A 19,448-nucleotide genomic window follows, 5' to 3' on the forward strand; every position below is an offset into this window, starting at 1 on the left:
CGCGGGGCCCTGCCCCGCGGCGCAATCATTTAGAGGAATCCTGATGAGCACTATTTCCGCCCAACTGGTCAAGGAACTGCGCGAGCGTTCCGGCGCCGGCATGATGGAATGCAAGAAGGCGCTGGTCGAAAACAACGGCGACATCGACACCGCGATGGAATGGCTGCGCAAGTCCGGCCTGGCCAAGGCTGACAAGAAGGCCAGCCGCGTCGCCGCCGAAGGCCGCATCGTCTCGGCGCAGAAGGACGGCAAGGCCGTACTGGTCGAAGTCAACTGCGAGACCGACTTCGTCGCCAAGGACGCCAGCTTCCTGAAGTTCAGCGACAACGTCGCCGACATTGCGCTGAAATCCGGCGCCGCCGACATCGACGCATTGAAAGCCGCAGCCTACCCGGGCGCCGACAGCGTCGAGGAAGCCGCCAAGGCCCTGATCGCCACCATCGGCGAGAAGATCGACGTGCGCCGCATGGCCCGCGTCGCGACCGACGGCATCATCGGCAGCTATATCCACGGCGGCCGCATCGGCGTGCTGGTGGCGCTCAAGGGTGGCTCCGAGGAGCTGGCCAAGGGCATCGCCATGCACGTGGCCGCGATGAATCCGCAGTACGTGCGCGCCGAAGACGTGCCGGCCGAGTTCGTAGCCAAGGAAAAGGAGATCGCGCTGGGCCAGATGACCGAGAAGGACAAGGCCAAGCCGGCCGAGATCCTCGAGAAGATCGTCTCCGGCAAGATCAACAAGATCGTTTCCGAAGTCACCCTGCTCGGCCAGCCCTACGTGCTGGACACCAATGTCAGCGTGGGTGATGCGCTGAAGAAGGACGGCGCCGAAGTCGTCTCCGTGGTGCGCCTCGCCGTCGGCGAAGGCATCGAGAAGGTGGAAGAGGATTTCGCCGCCGAAGTGATGAAGCAGGCCGGCCTGGCCTGATCGTCATCGCCGACTGAAGGACCGGCCATCCAAGGCCAGCCTCTTCGCGAAAACCACGCTTCGAACAAGGGCCGCGAGCAATCGCGGCCCTTGTTTTTGGTGCGCCTCGAACGAATGCCACTGCCAGGCCGCACCACGCATGAATCACGCGTCATGAACATGTCTCATTACATGCTGGCAACGCTATAATGTGGCGGTTTACCTCACACAATCCGGAGACCCCATGAGCGACCAGCCCAAGTTCCACCGCATCTTGCTCAAGCTCTCCGGTGAGGCACTGATGGGCGAGGCCGATTACGGGATCGACCCGAAGGTGATTGGCCGCCTGGCCGACGAGATCATCGAGGTGCAGCGCGCCAACATCCAGGTGGGCGTGGTGATCGGCGGCGGCAACATCTTCCGCGGCGCCGGCCTGGCCGCCGCCGGCATGGACCGCGTCACCGGCGACCACATGGGCATGCTGGCCACCGTGATGAACGCACTGGCCATGCAGGACGCCATCGAGAAGCGCGGCGGCTTCGCCCGCGTGATGAGCGCGATCCAGATCCACGACGTAGCCGAGGATTTCATCCGCCGCCGCGCCATCCGCCACATCGAGAAGGGCCGCATCGTGCTGTTCGCGGCCGGCATCGGCAACCCGTTCTTCACCACCGACTCGGCCGCCGCGCTGCGCGCCGTGGAGATCGGCGCCGACCTGCTGCTGAAGGCCACCAAGGTCGACGGCGTGTACACCGCCGATCCGGCCAAGCATGCCGACGCCAAGCGCTACGAGCACCTCACCTACGACGAAGTGATCGAACGCAAGCTGGCCGTGATGGATACCGCCGCCATCGCGCTGTGCCGCGACGACCGCATGCCGATGCGCATCTACGACATGACCGTGCCGGGCAACCTGATGCGCATCATGCATGGCGAACCGGTCGGCACCCTGGTGGATGCCGGCTGAGCGGGCCTTGCCCTGCCCTCGCCTGCTATACTCGGCGGCTCGCCTGGTCCACCGGAAAACGTACCATGCTCAATGACATCAAGACCGATGCCCAGACCCGCATGGGCAAGAGCATCGACTCGCTCAAGCACGACCTGACCCGCATTCGCACCGGCCGCGCCAGCACCGCGCTGGTCGATGGCATCAAGGTGCCTTATTACGGCTCCGACATGCCCTTGAACCAGGTGGCCTCGGTCTCGCTGGGCGACTCGCGTTCGATCATCATCACGCCGTTCGAGAAGAGCCTGGTGGCGCCGATCGAAAAGGCGCTGATGGCCTCGGACATCGGCATCACGCCGACCACCGCGGGCGTCGTGATCCGCCTGAACATGCCGCCGCTGACCGAAGAGCGCCGCAAGGAGCTGGCCAAGCACGTGGCCCACGAAGGCGAGAACGCCAAGATCGCCATCCGCAATGTGCGTCGCGATGCCCTGCAGCAGGTCAAGGATCTGCTCAAGGACAAGCTGATCACCGAGGACGACGAGCGCCGTACCGACGACGACGTGCAGAAGCTCACCGACCGCTTCGTGAAGGAAGTGGACGTGGTGGTGAAGGCCAAGGAAGACGAACTGCTGGCCATGTAACCATGGCGCCCGGCAATGTCCGCACGCGCCATGCATGCGGACACATGGCATCGGGTAACGCGCGCTTTCCCTCTTTCCGCCAGAAAGGGGACACCGGGAGAGGGGCCATCGTGCGAAAGACCTGCAACGAAGCATGCACCGGGCAACCGTGTGGCACTTCGCACCCGGCTGCCAGCCGTCCCAGGCCCTCTTTTCCGCGCAGGGGCGCAGGATCAGCCCGAGCTTTCCCATGAATTCCACGCCAACCGTTCCCCACCATATCGCCATCGTCATGGACGGCAACGGCCGCTGGGCCAAGGCGCGCCATCGCCCACGCAGTTTCGGCCACAACGCCGGCCGCAAGGCCGTGCGCGACGTGGTGGAAGGCTGCCTGCGCCAGGGCGTGCAGGTACTGACCCTGTTCGCCTTCTCCAGCGAGAACTGGCAGCGTCCGCAGGACGAGGTCGGCGCGCTGATGGAGCTGTTCCTGCGCGCACTCGACAAGGAGGTGGACGAGCTGCACGAGCAAGGCGTGCGCCTGCGCTTCATCGGCGACCTGACCGCCTTCAGCGATGCCTTGCAGCGGCGCATGCGCGCCGCGATGACGCGCACCGCCGGCAATGACAAGCTGCACATGAACGTGGCCGTGAACTACGGCGGTCGCTGGGACATCGTGCAGGCGGCCCGACGCGCCGCGGCCGCCGTGGCACGTGGCGAACTGCGTGCCGAGGATATCGACGAGGCCACGCTGGGCCGCTGGATGAGCCTGGCCGAGCTGCCCCCGCTGGACCTGTTCATCCGCACCGGCGGCGACTGCCGGATCAGCAACTTCCTGCTGTGGCAGGTCGCCTACGCCGAACTGCATTTCACCGACACGCTCTGGCCGGATTTCGACCAGGCTTGCCTGCAGCGCGCCATCGACGATTATGCTGGTCGCGAACGCCGCTTCGGTCGCACCAGCGACCAGGTCGCCCGCACCCAGGACCCCGCATGCTGATTCAACGCATCATTGCCGCAGCCATCCTTGCCCCGTTGGTGGTTCTCATCGTGCTGCTGGCATCCAACGGGGTGTTCGCGCTGATCGCGGCCCTGGCCTTCCTCGGCGCGGGCTGGGAATGGACCCGCCTGGCCGGCCTCAAGTCGGTCGCCACGCGCGGGACCATGCTGGTGGTGCTGGCCATCGTGTTCGCCCTGATCTGGCGCCTGCGCAGCCCGGCCCTGTGGTCGCTGCTGCTGGTCGCCGGCGTGGCCTGGTGGCTGCTGGCCTGCGGCTGGCTGCGGCACTTTGCATTCGGCGCCGCCCCGACCGGCGAAAACCGCAACATCAAGTTGCTGGCCGGCGCCTTCGTGATCGTGCCGGCGTGGGTGGCACTGGTCCAGATCCACGACGAGAATCACGCGCATGGCCACATCTGGGCCCTGTTGGCGCTGCTGATCGTGTGGGCGGCCGATATCGGCGCGTATTTCAGCGGACGCCAGTTCGGTCGGCGCAAGCTGGCTCCGCAGATCAGCCCCGGCAAGACCTGGGCGGGCGCCTGGGGCGCGCTGGTGGCCGGCGTGCTGGTGCTGCTGATCGGCGGCTGGCTGCTGGGTGTGCGCGGCGCCCCCATGCTCGGCCTGGCTGTATTGGCCGTGGTGACGGTGAGCGCCTCGATCGTCGGCGACCTGCTGGAAAGCCTGATGAAGCGCCACGCCCAGATGAAGGATTCCGGCTCGCTGATTCCCGGCCACGGCGGCCTGATGGATCGCCTCGACAGCGTGTTTGCCGCGCTGCCGGTATTCGCGCTGGGCCTGCTGTTGCTGGGGTTGTAGAAAAACATCATGACTGCCATGCGCCAGATCGCCATCCTCGGGGCCACCGGATCCATCGGTGGCAGCACGCTGGACGTGATTGCGCAGCACCCGGATCGCTTCCGGGCCAGCGTGCTCACGGCCCACCGCAACGTCGCCGCACTGGCCGAGCTGTGCGCCCGGCACCAGCCGCAACTGGCGATCATTGCCGACCCCGCGCTGGAGGCCGTGCTGGCTCGTCGACTGGCCGCCGCCGGCGTGCGTTGCGACGTAGCCAGCGGCATGGACGCCATCGCGGCGGCCGCGGCCGGCTCGTTGTGCGACACCGTGGTGGCCGCCATCGTCGGCGCCGCCGGACTGGATTCCTCGCTGGCGGCGGCACGCGCCGGCAAGCGCCTGTTGCTGGCGAACAAGGAATCCATCGTGATGGCCGGCCCGCTGCTCCTGGAGGCATTGCGTGTCGGTGGCGGCGAGCTGATTCCGGTCGACTCGGAACACAACGCCATCTTCCAATGCCTGCCCGGCGGCCGCCCCGACCTGGCAAAAAGCGGCGTGCGACGGTTGCTGCTGACCGCCTCCGGCGGACCGTTCCGTGGCCGCACCCGGGCGCAGCTGTCCGACGTGACCCCGGATCAGGCCTGCAAGCATCCGAAATGGTCGATGGGACGCAAGATCTCGGTGGACTCGGCCACCCTGATGAACAAGGGCCTGGAGGTGATCGAGGCGCATCACCTGTTCAGTGCCCCCGTCGAAGCCATCGAAGTGCTGGTGCATCCCCAGAGCATGGTGCACTCGCTGGTGGAGTACGTGGACGGTTCGGTACTGGCCCAGCTCGGCAACCCGGACATGCGCACCGCGCTGGCCCACGCGCTGGCATGGCCCGAACGGGTGAGCTCCGGCGTGGCTCCGCTGGACCTGGCAGCTGCCGAGCCGCTGCATTTCGAGCCGCCGGACCTGGCCACCTTCCGCTGCCTTGCCCTCGCCTTCCAGGCGCTGCGCGAAGGCGGCGATGCCCCGGCCATCCTCAACGCCGCGAACGAGGTGGCGGTGGAAGCCTTTCTGGCCGGCGCGTTGCCGTTCCTCTCGATCGCCGACGTGGTCGAATCGGTTTTGACGGAACTGCCGGCGCAAGCCGTGGTCGATATCCAGACCCTCGGCGAACGCGACCGTGCCGCTCGCACCGCGGCACGGCGGGTTCTCCGCAACGCTTGCTGATAAGCTTGAGCCCCCACCTGACGCATATTGATTGATGAATCCCTTCTTCGGCTCGGTGTTCTGGTTGCTGGTCACGCTTGGCGTGCTGGTGACCTTTCACGAATTCGGCCATTACTGGGTCGCGCGCCGCTGTGGGGTGAAGGTGCTGCGCTTTTCGGTAGGCTTCGGCAAGGCGCTGTGGAAGCGCGTCGGCCGCGACGGTTGCGAATACCAGGTCGCGGCGATTCCGCTGGGCGGCTACGTGAAGATGCTCGACGCGCGCGAAGGCGAGGTTCCGCCGGAGCTGCTCTCGCAGGAGTTCACCAGCCAGTCGATCTGGAAGCGCATCGCCATCGTGCTGGCCGGGCCGGGCTTCAACGTGATTTTCACCATCGCCGCGTTCTGGCTGATGTTCATGCTGGGTCGCACCGACTACGCCCCCATCGTCACCGCCACGCCGCAGAGCATGGCGGCCCAGGCGGGCATTCACCCGGACGACCGCCTGGTCAGCGTCGGCGGCACGCCGGTGACCACCTGGAGCGGTTCGCTGGATGTCATCGGCAACGCCCTGCTCAGCCGCGAACCGCTGTCGATGACCGTGCGCGATCCGGACGGCACCCAGCGCCATGTCACGCTACCACTGAACAAGCTGCCCGCCGGCAAGGACATCGGCCAGTACCTGGATCAGCTGGGCCTGCGCCCCGCGCCGCCGCCGCCGATCGCCGCCATGGTGGAAGCCGGGCAACCGGCGGCACTGGCCGGCCTGCAGGGTGGCGACCACCTGGTCAGCGTGAACGGCAAGCCCGTGGCCGATTTCGTGGACCTCGGCAAGCTGATTGCCGCCGATGCGGCCAAATCCCCCCTGCTCGCCATCGGCGTGGAACGCCACGGCAAGCCGATGCAGTTCAAGGTGACCGCGCGCAAGGAGTCGGTCCAGGGCCAGCCGGCGCGCTGGATCATCGGCGTGGGCGCGCAACCGCCGGAGACGGCGATCCAGCATTACGGCCCGGTGCATGCCCTTGGCGCGGCGCTGAGCCTGACCTGGCGCCATACCACCGCCGTGTTCAACATGATCGGCCAGATGCTCAACGGCCGCGCCTCGACCAGCAACCTGTCCGGCGTGATCGGCATCGCCCAGGTGGCCAATGCCTCGGCTCACATGGGTCTGTCCGCCTATCTGGAATTCCTGGCGCTGGTCTCGCTGAGCCTGGGCATCCTGAACCTGTTGCCGATCCCGATCTTGGACGGCGGCCACCTGCTGTATTACCTTATCGAGCTGGTCAAGGGCAGCCCGGTCAGCGAGCGCGCCATGATCGCCGGCCAATACGTGGGCTTGCTGCTGTTGTTCACGCTGATGGGACTGGCGTTCTACAACGACATCCACCGCATCGTTCTGCCCACGTGACACGGATGTGCACCATCAGCAACGGCCGCACGACCACGTGGCTCACGATCCGCACGACTACGCGGCCAAGCGATCGTTCGCCCGTCGTGGCGTCGGCGACCGCGAATCGTTTTCCGGAACCGGGGTTGCCCCGGTTCCATGCACACATCGGGGCGGCCGTTTCGGCCGCCTCATCGAAATAACCCAACGGAATCGACGATGAAGCGTATCGCCGCCCTGATCCTGCTTGCCTCTCTCTCCGCCAATGCGCTCGGTTTCGAGCCGTTTGTCGTTTCCGATATCCGCATCGATGGCCTCAATCGCATCGCGGCCGGCACGGTATACAACTACCTGCCGATCAGCAAGGGTGACCGGTTGACCAACGACGAGGTGCAGCGGGCGATCCGGGCCTTGTACCAGACCAAATTCTTCAGCGACGTGGAAATGGAGCGCCAGGGCGACATCCTGGTGATCAAGGTGACCGAGCGGCCTTCCATCGCCAAGCTCACCATCCGCGGCAACCACGACATCAAGACCGATGACCTGAAGAAGGGCCTGAAGTCGATCGGCCTGTCCGAGGGCGAGACCTTCGACCGGCTGGCGCTGGATCGCGTGCAGCAGGAGCTGATCCACCAGTACTACAACCGCGGCAAGTACAACGTGTCGGTGCTTCCGCACGTGACCCGGCTGGACCGCAACCGCGTCGCCGTCGACATCGAGATCCGCGAGGGCAAGGCGGCCAAGATCAAGGAAATCAACATCGTCGGCAACCATGCGTTCACCGACAAGGCGATTCGCGACGGCTTCGAATCGGGCACCACCAACTGGATGTCGTGGTACTCGAAGAACGACCAGTACTCCAGCGACAAGCTGTCCGGCGACCTCAACAAGCTGCAGTCCTACTACATGGATCGCGGCTACGCCGACTTCGGCCTGGATTCCTCGCAGGTGACCATCTCGCCCGACAAGCGCGACATGTACATCGCCGCCGACATCAAGGAAGGCGCCATCTACAAGGTCTCCAAGGTGCACCTGCTGGGCGACCTGATCCTGCCCGAGAAGACCATGCGCCGGCTGGTCTTCATCAAGGACGGCGAAACCTTCAACCGCGCGGCCATCGAAGCCAGCTCCAAGGCGATGAAGGCCGTGCTGGCGGACATGGGCTACGCCTATGCCAAGGTCGACACGATTCCCAAGCTGGACAAGGAAAACCGCACGGTCGACCTGTCCTTCTACGTGCAGCCGGGCCACCGCATCTACGTGCGCCGCGTGATCTTCCAGGGCAACACCCGCACCGAAGACGAAGTGCTGCGCCGCGAAATGCGCCAGCTCGAAGGGTCCTGGTACTCGCAGGCCGCGATCGACCGTTCCAAGATCCGCCTGCAACGCCTGGGCTTCTTCAAGAAGGTGGACATCGACAAGTCCCGCGTGCCCGGCACGCCGGACCAGGTCGACCTCAACGTGAAGGTGGAAGAGCAGTCCGCCGGCAGCCTGATGTTCGGCGTGGGTTACTCGCAGTATTCCGGCATCATCCTGTCCGGCTCGGTGTCGCAGAACAACTTCCTCGGCACCGGCGACCGCTTCTCGCTGGGCGCGGAAAAGAGCAACTACTACACCCAGATCAACGCCAGCTACTACAACCCCTACCTGACCGACAACGGCATCGGCATCGGCTACAACGCCACCCTGTCCAAGGCCGACTACAGCAACCTGGGCAGCCAGTACGCCAGCTACTCCAACAGCACCCGCGCGTTCTCGACCACCCTGGGCATTCCGATCACCGATTTCCAGGGCCTCAACCTCAGCATGGGTTTGAGCAGCACCAAGATCAACACCTACGTGGGCTACACGCCACAGGTGCTGGTCGACTACCAGAACGCCATCGGCCACCGGACCATCCATACCTGGACCGGCTCGATCGGCTGGACCTACGACACGCGCAACAGCTACTGGGCGGCCACCCGCGGTGGCCTGCTGTCCGCTTCCGTGGACGGCGCCCTGCCGGGCTCCACCGTGCAGTACTGGCGCTTCACCGGCGAGGCCAACCATTACTGGCCGATCGGTGGCGGCTTCGTGCTGTACCTGGACGGCCAGGTCGGCTACGGCTCCACCTACGGCAACCAGACCTACAACCGCACCTTCGGCCAGTATGTCGCCGGCCAGAAGTACGATTATCCGTTCTGGCAGAACTACTACGCCGGCGGCGTCAAGGACGTGCGCGGCTTCCAGGACAACACCCTGGGCCCCCGCGTCTGCGCTGGCCTCGACGCCAGCGGCAAGGCCGCCCAGCCCGACAAGAACGGCAACTGCAATGGCAGTTCCTATTACTACGCCCAGCCGATCGGCGGCGCGTTCAAGGTGCTGGGCACGGCCGAGGTCTACCTGCCGCTGCCGTTCCTGAAGGACATCAACACGGCTCGCGTGTCGGTGTTCATGGACGTCGGCAACGCTTACAAGAACTACCAGAGCTTCAGTGCCAAACAGCTCGATGCCTCGTACGGCATCTCGCTGCACTGGAAGGCGCCGATCGGTCCGCTGATCATCAGCCTGGCTCATCCGTTCCGCACGCAGCCGGGCGACCAGCACTACGAGGAACGCATCCAGTTCACCTTCGGCAGCCAGTTCTGACCTCTGCCGGAAAAGCCGGATCGCAACACGAAAAGCGCGGCCATGCCGCGCTTTTCGCTTTCCATGCCCCTGAAAATGACGCGATTGCACCGGCTGCCGATACAATGGCCGCCGTGTCATGGAGAACGCATTGAACGTCCAAGCCAACCATTCGCTTGCCGAGCTCGCCGAGCGCTTCGACCTGCGTTGCCACGGCGATGCCGATACCTGCATCACCGGTGTCGGTACGCTGGCCGGGGCCGGCGCCCACCAGTTGAGCTTCCTGTCGAACAGCAAGTACGCCGCGCAATTGGCCGACACGCATGCCGGCGCCGTGATCGTGCGTGAGGAAAACCTGGCGGCCTGCAGCGTTCCTGCCCTGGTGGCCCGCGATCCCTACGTGGCCTACGCGAAGATCGCCGCGCTGTTCGAACACATTCCAACCGCACCAGCAGGCATTCATCCCAGCGCGGTAGTGGCGCCGAGCGCACGCGTCAGCGCGAGCGCCAGCATCGGCCCCTGCTGCGTGATCGAAAGTGATGCCGTCATCGAGGACGGTGCCGTGCTGGGCCCGCACTGCATCATCGGCGAGGGTTGCGTGGTCGGCGCGCAGTCGCGCCTGGTGGCGCGGGTGACCCTGGTCATCCGGGTCACCCTGGGCAAGCGCGTGCTGGTGCATCCGGGCGTGGTGATCGGCTCGGATGGCTTCGGCCTCGCCTTCGACACGGACCACTGGATCAAGCTGCCCCAACTTGGCGGCGTGCGCATCGGCGACGACTGCGAGATCGGCGCCAACACCACCATCGATCGTGGCGCGCTGGACGACACCGTGCTGGAAGAGGACGTGCGCCTGGACAACCAGATCCAGATCGCCCACAACGTGCATGTCGGCGCGCATACCGCGATGGCCGGCTGTGCCGCCGTGGCCGGCAGCGCGAAGATCGGCCGCTATTGCATGATCGGCGGCAACGCCGGCGTGCTCGGCCATCTCGAAGTGGCCGACCGGGTTACCATTACCGCCAAGAGCCTGGTCACGCATTCGATACGCGAGGCAGGCGAATATTCCTCGGGCACCCCGCTGCAGGACAACCGGGCATGGCGCAAGAACGCCGCCCGGTTCAAGCATCTGGACGAGTACGCGCGCCGATTGTCGGCGCTGGAGAAGGATAGTAACGATGAATGACAACACCGCGACCTTGAGCCTGCCGGTGAACGTGGAACAGATCCAGGAACTGCTGCCGCACCGCTATCCGTTCCTGCTGGTCGATCGGGTGATCGAGCTGGAGCCCGACCAGCGCGTGGTGACATTGAAAAACGTCACCATCAACGAGCCGTTCTTCAACGGCCACTTCCCCGGCCATCCGGTGATGCCGGGCGTGCTGATCGTCGAGGCGATGGCGCAGAGCGCCGGCCTGCTCACGCTGATCAGCAACCGGCTCAAGGGCAGTACCAACAATTCGCTGTTCTACCTGGCCAAGGTGGACAACGCCCGCTTCAGCGCGCCGGTGGTCCCGGGCGACCAGTTGCGCATGGAAGTTCGCCTGAAACGCCTGATGCGCAGCATGGGCATCTTCGAGGCACGCACCCTGGTCGATGGCAAGGAAGTCTCCAGCTGCGAACTGATGTGCGCGGCAAGGAACGACAAATGACCCAGGCCGCCCTGATCCACCCCACCGCACAGATTGATCCCGGCGCCAGCATCGGCGCCAACGTCGGCATAGGCGCCTACAGCGTGATCGGTGCCGAGGTGGAGATCGGCGAGGGCACGATCATCGGCCCGCACGTGGTAATTGACGGACCGACGCGCATCGGCCGCGACAACCGCATCTCCCAATTCGCCTCGATCGGCAACACCCCGCAAGACAAGAAATGGGAAGGTGAGCGTACCGAACTGGTCATCGGCGATCGCAACCTGATCCGCGAGTTCGTCACCATCAATCGCGGCACCGGCGACGGTGGCGGCATCACCCGCGTCGGCGACGACAACTGGCTGCTGGCCTACGTGCACATCGCGCATGACTGCCAGGTCGGCAACCACGTGGTGTTTTCCAACTACTCGGCGCTGGCCGGCCACGTGCACATCGGCGACTGGGTCATCATCTCCGGCTATGCCGGCGTGCACCAGTTCTGCAAGGTGGGGGCCCATGCCTTCATCGGCATGGGCTGCCTGGTCGGTTCCGACGTGCCGCCCTTCGTGCTGATGGCCAACGAACAGCATGGCCGTCCACGCGGCATCAACAGCGAAGGACTGAAACGACGCGGCTTCGAGCCGGCGCGCATTTCCGCCATCAAGCGCGCCTACCGCACGCTGTACATGGCCGGACTGTCGCTGCCCGAAGCGCGCGAGCAACTGGCCGCGCAGGCACAGGACAGCGACGACGTGCGTGCCATGCTCGACTTCCTCGACCACAGCGAACGCTCGCTGGCGCGGTGATCGACATGCCCCATCCATCCACCACATCCGACACGGCGTCCTGATCCGACGGCACCATGCCAGAGACCATTCCCAGCCCCACCATTGCGATCCTTGCCGGCGAAGATTCCGGCGACCAGCTTGGTGCCGACCTGATCGTCGCGCTGCGCCAGCGTTATCCCGCCGCGCGCTTCGTCGGCATCGGCGGCAAGCGCATGCAGGCGCAAGACTTCGAGTCCTGGCACGACATCCACGAATTGTCGCTGTTCGGTTTCGCCGAAGTGGTCCGCCACCTGCCGCGGCTGCTGAAGTTGCGCAAGACGCTGGTCGCGCGCCTGCTCGAAACGCGCCCGGACGTGGTGATCGGCATCGACGCGCCCGATTTCAACCTCGGCGTGGAGCAGCGCCTGAAACAGGCCGGTCTGCGCACCGTGCACTACGTCAGCCCCTCGGTCTGGGCCTGGCGCGAGAAACGCGCGGAAAAGATCGGCCGCAGTGCCGATCGCGTGCTGTGCCTGTTCCCGATGGAGCCGGCGATCTACGCCAGGCACGGTATCGACGCGCACTTCGTCGGCCATCCGCTGGCCGATCGTTTCGCGCTGGTCTCCGATCGCGCCGGTGCGCGCGAGATCCTGCAACTGCCGCACGACGTGCCGGTGCTGGCCTTGCTGCCTGGCAGCCGCCCGTCCGAACTGGCCCGGATGGGATCCATCTTCATCGACGCCGCGCGTCGCGTGGCCGCCGCCCTGCCCGGTTTGCGCGTGGTGATTCCTGCCGCCAATCCGCAAGTGCTGGCACGCCTGCGCGAGCTGCTGGCCAAGGGGCCGCACGACGACCACGTGCTGCTGTTCGACGGACACGCACACGAAGCCATGCTGGCTTCCGACGTGGTACTGCTGGCTTCCGGCACCGCCGCGCTGGAAGCCATGCTGGCGAAGCGCCCGATGGTCGCCGGCTATCGCGTATCGCCGTTGAGTTACCGCGTGGCGCGCGCGTTGAACATGCTCAAGACCGACGTCTACACCCTGCCGAACATCCTCGCCCGCGCCGGCGGCATGGGCGAGAACACCGTGCTGGTGCCGGAACTGATGCAGGCCGATTTCACCGCCGCGAAACTGGCCGACGCCACCCTGGCCCTGTTCAACGACAGCGAGCGCCGCGGCCACATCGTCGCCGCCTTCGAGCAATTGCATCGCGCCCTGCGCGGTGAGCTTGGCGGACGCGCCGGCGACCAGGCCGCCAGTGCCATCGCCGAACTGCTGGACGGCGAGCGTGACGCGACGTAGCGCGCCAGATTCTCTCCCTCTCCTCTTCGGAGAGAGGGTTGGGGTGAGGGGTCAATCTCGCGAAGACTCCACTTCGGAGCACGACACCTTGCTCCCTCTCCCCTGCGGGGAGAGGGTTGGGGTGAGGGGTCAATCTTGCGAAGACTCCGCATCGGAGCGCGCTTCGATCAACACTTCCGCGAGCACCCACCCCTCATCTCAATCCTCTCCCCGCAGGGGAGAGGAAGCGAACGTGCCGAGCGGGTTCGCACGAAGCCACTCTCTGCCAACCCCACCTGACCAACCACGATGCAATCCGGTTTTTTGACAGCGGGCGTCGACGAGGCCGGCCGGGGGCCGTTGGCCGGACCGGTCGCGGTGGCAGCAGTCATCCTCGATCCGGATCGTCCGATTGCCGGCCTGAACGACTCCAAGAAGCTCAGCGAGAAAAAACGCGAGGCGCTCTATCCGTTGATCCTCGAGCGTGCGCTGGCCTGTTGCATCGTGCTGGTCGAAGCCGACGAGATCGATCGGCTCAATATTTTCCAGGCCACCATGGCCGGCATGAGTCGTGCCGTGGCCGGCTTGTCGCGCGTGCCAGGCGAGGCGCTGATCGACGGCAACAAGCTGCCAAAGGATTTGCCCTGCGCGGGTCGCGCCATTGTCGGCGGCGATGCGCTGGAACCGGCCATCAGCGCCGCCTCGATCCTGGCCAAGGTCAGTCGCGACCGCCTGATGGTGGCCATGGACGACACCTTCCCCGGCTACGGTTTCGCCGTGCACAAGGGGTATCCCACGCCAGCCCACCTGGCCGCACTGGAACGCCTCGGCCCCTGTCCGCAGCACCGCCGCAGCTTCGCGCCGGTGCGACGCCTGCTGGAAGGCTCCGCTTCCGACTGAACACGCGCCGCAGTTGAACCGCAGCCGTACGAAAACCGCGCGATGGCCCGCCTGCAACCTTTTCGCTTGTAGGCGCATCCGAATCGGTATAGGAAGGAATCGGGCGCAGGTACCTTCGCTCATCTCCCGCGCCCGCGATACAGCGCATGGACGCCCGGGTTGTTTGTCTGGTTTTGCCATCGGCGGTGTGAGCCGGCTTGCCGGTTTCGCCACCAGACTCAGGAGTACGCCATGATGCTTCCACTTGCCCGCCGGGACCTGCCGTCCGATACCGTCCCGTACGACACGACTACGACACCGCCGCAAGCACTCGCCGCGCCCCTCGCGCCGCACACGGACTACGACTTGCATCGGTCATTGCCCATCGAAAGCCTGGAGCACTACATCGAATGCCGCCTTGCCGACGAGCGGTTCCGCGTGTCGTGACTTTCTACAGGGTCTGACGTGCCGCGCGCTCCCCGCGAAGCTCCGCCACCGTTCGCAACGCGCGGCACCAGCAGGCAAAACGATCGCCGTCAGCCACTCTGATCACGAACCGGAGGCCGAACCGACTGGCTCCGGCGCGCCGCCGGCACCGCCCGTGTCGTGGCGGATCGCAGCGCCTGCGCCACATCGTGCCGATCGACCGCCTGTCAAGCTTGTCGGGAACCTGCGCCACGGTTAGCCTTCATGGACTCACCCGGTGAGTCTGCATGTCCGCACGCTTCGTCCACACGCATCTGCACAGCGAATTTTCGCTGGTCGATTCGACCATCCGCATCAAGGCGCTGGTCGGCGCCTGCGTGCGCGCCGGCATGCCGGCGGTAGCGCTCACCGACGACAGCAACATGTTCGCGCTGGTGAAGTTCTACAAGGCCTGCAACGCCGCCGGCATCAAGCCGTTGTGCGGCAGCGACCTGTGGATTTCGGCGCCGGATGACCCGCGTCCATGGCGGCTCACCGTGTTGTGCCAGCACCGCGAGGGTTATCTCAATCTTTCGCGGCTGGTCTCGCGCGCCTGGCGCGACGGCCAGCAAGGTGGCCGGGCGCTGGTCGATGCCGGCTGGCTGACGCCGCAAGCCAGCGACGGCCTGATCGCCCTGCTTGGCCGCGAGAGCGAAGTGGCCCGCATCGCGGTGAACCAGGGCACCGAAGCCGCACTGGCGAAGCTGCGCCCGCTGGCAAGGCTGTTCCCCGACCGGCTGTATCTGGAGCTGACCCGTTGCGGCCGCGAGGGCGAGGAAAGCTGGAACACGGCTGCGCTGGCGTTGGCCACCGAGCTCGACCTGCCGGTGATTGCCAGCAATGACGCGCGCTTCCTCACCCGCGATGACTTCGAGGCGCACGAGGCGCGCGTATGCATCAACCAGGGACGCGTGCTGGCCGATCCCAAGCGCCCGCGCAGCTACAGCAACCAGCAATACCTGAAGACGCCCGCGGAAATGGCCGAGCTGTTTGCCGACCTGCCCGAGGCGCTGGAAAACACGCTGGAACTGGCCAAGCGCTGCAATCTCGAACTGAGCTTCGGTACCTACTACCTGCCCGACTTCCCGGTACCCGAAGGGCATGACCTGGACAGCCACATCCGCGAGCTGGCGCGTGCAGGCCTGAAGGAACGTTTGGCCAACGCGCCACTGGCTGCCAATCACACGCTGGCCGACTACCACGCGCGACTTGAGCGCGAGCTGGACGTCATCATCAAGATGGGCTTTCCCGGCTACTTCCTGATCGTGGCCGACTTCATCAACTGGAGCAAACAGCACGGCATCCCGGTAGGGCCGGGTCGCGGCTCGGGCGCCGGCTCGCTGGTGGCCTGGGTGCTGAAGATCACCGACCTCGATCCGCTGCAGTTCGACCTGCTGTTCGAGCGCTTCCTCAATCCCGAACGCGTGTCGATGCCCGACTTCGACATCGACTTCTGCATGGACCGCCGCGACGAGGTGATCGACTACGTGGCGCGCAAGTACGGCCGCGACCACGTCAGCCAGATCATCACCTACGGCTCGATGGCGGCCAAGGCCGTGCTGCGCGATTCCGGCCGCGTGCTGGGCATGGGTTACGGCCAGGTCGACAAGCTGGCCAAGCTGATTCCTGCGCGGCCGCTGGACCTGACCCTGACCGATGCGCTGGGGCGCTCGGAGAAATCGAAGAAGGAAACCGATCGCGTCGTCAAGGAATTCTGCGAGGTCTACGAGCAGGACGAAGACGCCAGAACCCTGATCGACCTGGCGCTGAAGCTGGAAAACCTGACCCGCAACGTGGGCAAGCACGCCGGCGGCGTGGTGATCGGGCCCAAGCCGCTCACCGAGTTCGCCCCGCTGTACTGCGAACCCGGCGGCGGTGGCGTGGTCACCCAGTACGACAAGAACGACGTCGAGGACGTGGGCCTGGTGAAGTTCGACTTCCTCGGCCTGCGCACGCTGACCATCATCGACTGGGCGGTGAAGGCGATCAACGCGCGCCGCGCGCAGACCGGCGAGGAGATGCTGGACATCGCCGCGCTGCCGCTGGATGACAGCGCCAGCTACGACCTGCTGAAAAAGGCGCAGACCGTCGCCGTGTTCCAGCTCGAATCCTCCGGCATGCAGCGCATGCTGAAGGATGCGAAGCCCGACCGCTTTGGCGACATCATCGCGCTGGTGGCACTGTACCGCCCCGGTCCGATGGACCTGATTCCCAGCTTCATCGCGCGCAAGCACGGCAAGGAAGAAGTCGAGTATCCCGACCCGCGCGTCGAGCCGATCCTGAAAGAGACCTACGGCATCATGGTCTACCAGGAACAGGTGATGCAGATGGCGCAGATCGTCGGCGGCTACACGCTCGGCGGCGCCGACCTGTTGCGCCGTGCGATGGGCAAGAAGAAAGTCGAGGAGATGGTGAAGCACCGCGCCATCTTCCGCGAGGGCGCGGCGAAAGACGGACTCTCCGGCGACAAGGCCGATTCCATCTTCGACCTGATGGAGAAGTTCGCCGGCTACGGTTTCAACAAGTCGCACGCGGCCGCCTATGCGCTGGTCTCCTACCAGACCGCGTGGCTGAAGGCGCACTACCCGGCCGAGTTCATGGCCGCGACGATCTCGTCGGACATGGACAACACCGACAAGGCCGTGACCTTCATCGACGAAGCCAGCGCCATCGGCATCGAGGTGCTGCCGCCGGACGTGAACACCTCCGACTACATGTTCGTGGCGATGGACCCCGCCGGCGTCACCCCGGTGGCCGGCAAGGGGGCACAAACCATCCGCTACGGCCTTGGCGCGATCAAGGGCGTGGGCCAGGGCGCGTGCGAGTCCATCGTCCAGGAGCGCCAGCGCACCGGCGCCTACAAGGACCTGGCCGACTTCTGTCGCCGCGTGGATTCGACCAAGCTCAACCGTCGCGTGCTCGAAGCGCTGGTGCTGTCCGGCGCGCTCGATGCGCTGGCGCCCAACCGCGCCAGCCTGATGCTGCAGTTGCCCAACGCGATCAAGGCCGCCGAGCAATACTCGCGGGACCAGCAGGCCGGCCAGAACGACATGTTCGGTGCGGCCATGGGCGCCGCCCAGTCAGTGGTGCAGATCGACCTGCCCACGGCACCCGACTGGCCGCTGGAACAGAAGCTGCAGGGCGAACGCGACACGCTGGGCCACTACCTGTCCGGCCATCCCACCGATCCGTGGCGCGAGGAGCTGGCGCAGCTGTCCACCTGCCCGCTGGGCGAGATCGGCGAGCGCTACCAGCCGCCGCGCCCGCGCAAGAACGATAACGACGACGGCAACCGTTTCCGGCGTGGCCCGGATACGCCGTGGACGGTCGCCGGCATGGTTTCGGCCGTGCGCAAACGCGGCGACAGCGATGCCTTCGTACGGCTGGAAGACGGCAGCGGCATCATCGAGGTGAGCTTCTTCGGCGAGCTGTACCAGCAAGCCGCGCCGCTGCTCGTGCGCGATGAGATCCTGGTGGTCGAAGGCGGCCTGCGCATCGACGAATTTTCCGGCGGCGGCTTCCAGCTGCGCGCGCGCAACGTCGTCACGCTCGGCGATGCCTGCCGCCGCCGGGCACGTTTGCTGCACCTCAAGCTCAACGGCATCGGCCCGGACTTCGTACAGCTGTTGCGGCAAACCCTGGCCGGTTACCGCGGCGGCCACGCCAGCGTCGTCCTCGGCGACTACCACAACCAGAACGCCCAGGCCACGCTGGAACTGGGCGAGGACTGGCACGTGGATGCCATTCCCGACTTGCTGCGCGCCGTGCGCAACCTGCCCGGCGTAGAGGCTGCACGGCTGCGGCTGGTCAGAAATCAGGAGTGAGGGGAGAGGAGTGAGGAGTGAGAGAAAGGCGAAAGGCCACCAACCCTTGCTCTCTCTCACTCCTCACTTCTCTCTCTTCACTTCTCGCCCCCCATACGCTTCCGTTCCCGCCTTTTCCTGCGCCCCGGTATAATGCGCGACTTGTGACTTCGAACTACCACGAATGAATCCCAACTTCCTCGATTTCGAACAACCCATTGCCGAGCTGGACGCGAAGATCGAAGAGCTTCGCCATACCAGCGACGGCCAGGCGTTCAATATCGACGAGGAAGTCGGCCGCCTGCGCCAGAAGCTGAAGCTGAAGACCGCCGAGATCTTCCGCAACCTCAATTCCTGGCAGGTCACCCAGCTTTCGCGCCACCCGGCGCGGCCGTACACGCTCGATTACATCGGCGTCATCTGCGAGGAATTCCACGAACTGGCCGGCGATCGCATGTACGCCGACGACCCCGCCATCGTGGGTGGCCTGGCGCGCATCAACGGCCGGCCGATGGTCATCATCGGCCACCAGAAGGGCCGCAACACCAAGGACAAGGTGCACCGCAACTTCGGCATGCCGCGTCCCGAAGGCTATCGCAAGGCGCAGCGCCTGATGGAGATGGCCGAGCGCTTCGGCCTGCCGCTGCTCACCTTCATCGACACCCCCGGCGCCTATCCCGGCATCGGCGCCGAGGAACGCGGCCAGAGCGAGGCGATCGCCCGCAACCTGCGGGTGATGGCGGAACTGAAGGTGCCGGTGATCTGCACCGTCATCGGCGAAGGCGGCTCTGGCGGCGCCCTGGCCATCGGCGTGGGCGACCGCGTCAACATGCTGCAGCATTCCATCTACTCGGTGATCTCGCCGGAAGGCTGCGCCTCGATCCTGTGGAAGAGCGCCGAGAAGGCTCGCGATGCCGCCGAGGCACTCGGCCTCACCGCGCCGCGCCTGCTCGAACTGGGCCTGGTCGACAAGGTCGTGCGCGAACCGCTGGGCGGCGCGCACCGCAATCCGCGTTCCATGGCCACCCGCCTCAAGGCCGTGCTGATGAACCAGCTCGACGAGCTGGAAGCGATGCCGGTTGCCGACCTGCTGGAACGCCGCTACGAGCGCCTGCGCAGCTACGGCGCGTTCCAGGAATAACGGTTCTGCATCTGTAGGCGCCCGGCGTTACCA

At 65.7% G+C, this 19,448-nt stretch carries 16 protein-coding genes; all 16 read left to right on the plus strand.

Features of this window, described 5'->3' with window-relative positions; genetic code table 11:
• The first annotated feature begins 43 nt into the window (after positions 1 to 43).
• The 16 genes from tsf (at position 44) to AB7849_RS00810 (ending at position 19,415) form a co-directional block, all read left to right on the plus strand.
• Positions 44 to 925, plus strand: a complete 882-nt coding sequence (tsf, locus tag AB7849_RS00735; RefSeq protein WP_008211647.1) for a translation elongation factor Ts — start codon at positions 44 to 46, stop codon at positions 923 to 925.
• Between the two features lie 223 nt (positions 926 to 1,148).
• Positions 1,149 to 1,871 carry a UMP kinase gene (gene pyrH, locus AB7849_RS00740; RefSeq protein ID WP_008211648.1) on the plus strand — a complete coding sequence of 241 codons (723 nt, stop codon included), beginning with the start codon at positions 1,149 to 1,151 and terminating at the stop codon, positions 1,869 to 1,871.
• 65 nt (positions 1,872 to 1,936) lie between these two features.
• A complete protein-coding gene (gene frr / locus AB7849_RS00745; protein ID WP_008211649.1) occupies positions 1,937 to 2,494 on the plus strand; it encodes a ribosome recycling factor in 558 nt (185 codons plus the stop codon).
• Between the two features lie 229 nt (positions 2,495 to 2,723).
• Positions 2,724 to 3,470, plus strand: a complete 747-nt coding sequence (uppS, locus tag AB7849_RS00750; RefSeq protein WP_008211651.1) for a polyprenyl diphosphate synthase — start codon at positions 2,724 to 2,726, stop codon at positions 3,468 to 3,470.
• Complete coding sequence (locus AB7849_RS00755; RefSeq protein WP_008211652.1) at positions 3,464 to 4,285, plus strand: phosphatidate cytidylyltransferase; 822 nt, start codon at positions 3,464 to 3,466, stop codon at positions 4,283 to 4,285. Before uppS ends, AB7849_RS00755 begins: the two co-directional genes overlap by 7 nt.
• An 18-nt stretch (positions 4,286 to 4,303) precedes the next feature.
• The gene (locus tag AB7849_RS00760; RefSeq protein WP_037099896.1) at positions 4,304 to 5,479 is read left to right on the plus strand and encodes a 1-deoxy-D-xylulose-5-phosphate reductoisomerase; all 1,176 of its coding nucleotides are present in this window, start codon (positions 4,304 to 4,306) and stop codon (positions 5,477 to 5,479) included.
• A gap of 34 nt (positions 5,480 to 5,513) precedes the next feature.
• Positions 5,514 to 6,863: an RIP metalloprotease RseP gene (rseP, locus tag AB7849_RS00765; RefSeq protein ID WP_008211654.1), complete on the plus strand. Its 1,350-nt coding sequence runs from the start codon at positions 5,514 to 5,516 to the stop codon at positions 6,861 to 6,863.
• Positions 6,864 to 7,061: 198 nt separating this feature from the next.
• On the plus strand, positions 7,062 to 9,470 hold the full coding sequence (gene bamA / locus AB7849_RS00770; protein WP_008211655.1) for an outer membrane protein assembly factor BamA: 2,409 nt from the start codon (positions 7,062 to 7,064) through the stop codon (positions 9,468 to 9,470).
• 118 nt (positions 9,471 to 9,588) lie between these two features.
• Positions 9,589 to 10,632, plus strand: coding sequence for a UDP-3-O-(3-hydroxymyristoyl)glucosamine N-acyltransferase (lpxD, locus tag AB7849_RS00775; protein ID WP_008211656.1), 1,044 nt, complete (start codon positions 9,589 to 9,591; stop codon positions 10,630 to 10,632).
• Entirely contained in the window at positions 10,625 to 11,098 is a 474-nt protein-coding gene (fabZ, locus tag AB7849_RS00780; protein ID WP_092703999.1) for a 3-hydroxyacyl-ACP dehydratase FabZ, read from the plus strand. The genes lpxD and fabZ overlap by 8 nt, the downstream gene beginning before the upstream one ends.
• Complete coding sequence (gene lpxA, locus AB7849_RS00785) at positions 11,095 to 11,883, plus strand: acyl-ACP--UDP-N-acetylglucosamine O-acyltransferase (RefSeq protein WP_008211661.1); 789 nt, start codon at positions 11,095 to 11,097, stop codon at positions 11,881 to 11,883. The genes fabZ and lpxA overlap by 4 nt, the downstream gene beginning before the upstream one ends.
• Positions 11,884 to 11,939: 56 nt before the next feature.
• On the plus strand, positions 11,940 to 13,148 hold the full coding sequence (gene lpxB, locus AB7849_RS00790) for a lipid-A-disaccharide synthase (protein ID WP_008211662.1): 1,209 nt from the start codon (positions 11,940 to 11,942) through the stop codon (positions 13,146 to 13,148).
• A 288-nt stretch (positions 13,149 to 13,436) separates the two neighbouring features.
• Complete coding sequence (gene rnhB / locus AB7849_RS00795) at positions 13,437 to 14,027, plus strand: ribonuclease HII (RefSeq protein ID WP_037099899.1); 591 nt, start codon at positions 13,437 to 13,439, stop codon at positions 14,025 to 14,027.
• 231 nt (positions 14,028 to 14,258) lie between these two features.
• On the plus strand, positions 14,259 to 14,453 hold the full coding sequence (locus tag AB7849_RS00800; protein WP_008211664.1) for a hypothetical protein: 195 nt from the start codon (positions 14,259 to 14,261) through the stop codon (positions 14,451 to 14,453).
• Between the two features lie 266 nt (positions 14,454 to 14,719).
• A complete protein-coding gene (gene dnaE / locus AB7849_RS00805) occupies positions 14,720 to 18,295 on the plus strand; it encodes a DNA polymerase III subunit alpha (RefSeq protein ID WP_008211665.1) in 3,576 nt (1,191 codons plus the stop codon).
• Between the two features lie 163 nt (positions 18,296 to 18,458).
• A complete protein-coding gene (locus tag AB7849_RS00810) occupies positions 18,459 to 19,415 on the plus strand; it encodes an acetyl-CoA carboxylase carboxyltransferase subunit alpha (protein ID WP_008211667.1) in 957 nt (318 codons plus the stop codon).
• Positions 19,416 to 19,448 lie beyond the last annotated feature (33 nt).

Origin of the sequence: Rhodanobacter sp. FW021-MT20 (assembly GCF_041107475.1) — a bacterium.
GTDB lineage: Bacteria > Pseudomonadota > Gammaproteobacteria > Xanthomonadales > Rhodanobacteraceae > Rhodanobacter_A > Rhodanobacter_A glycinis.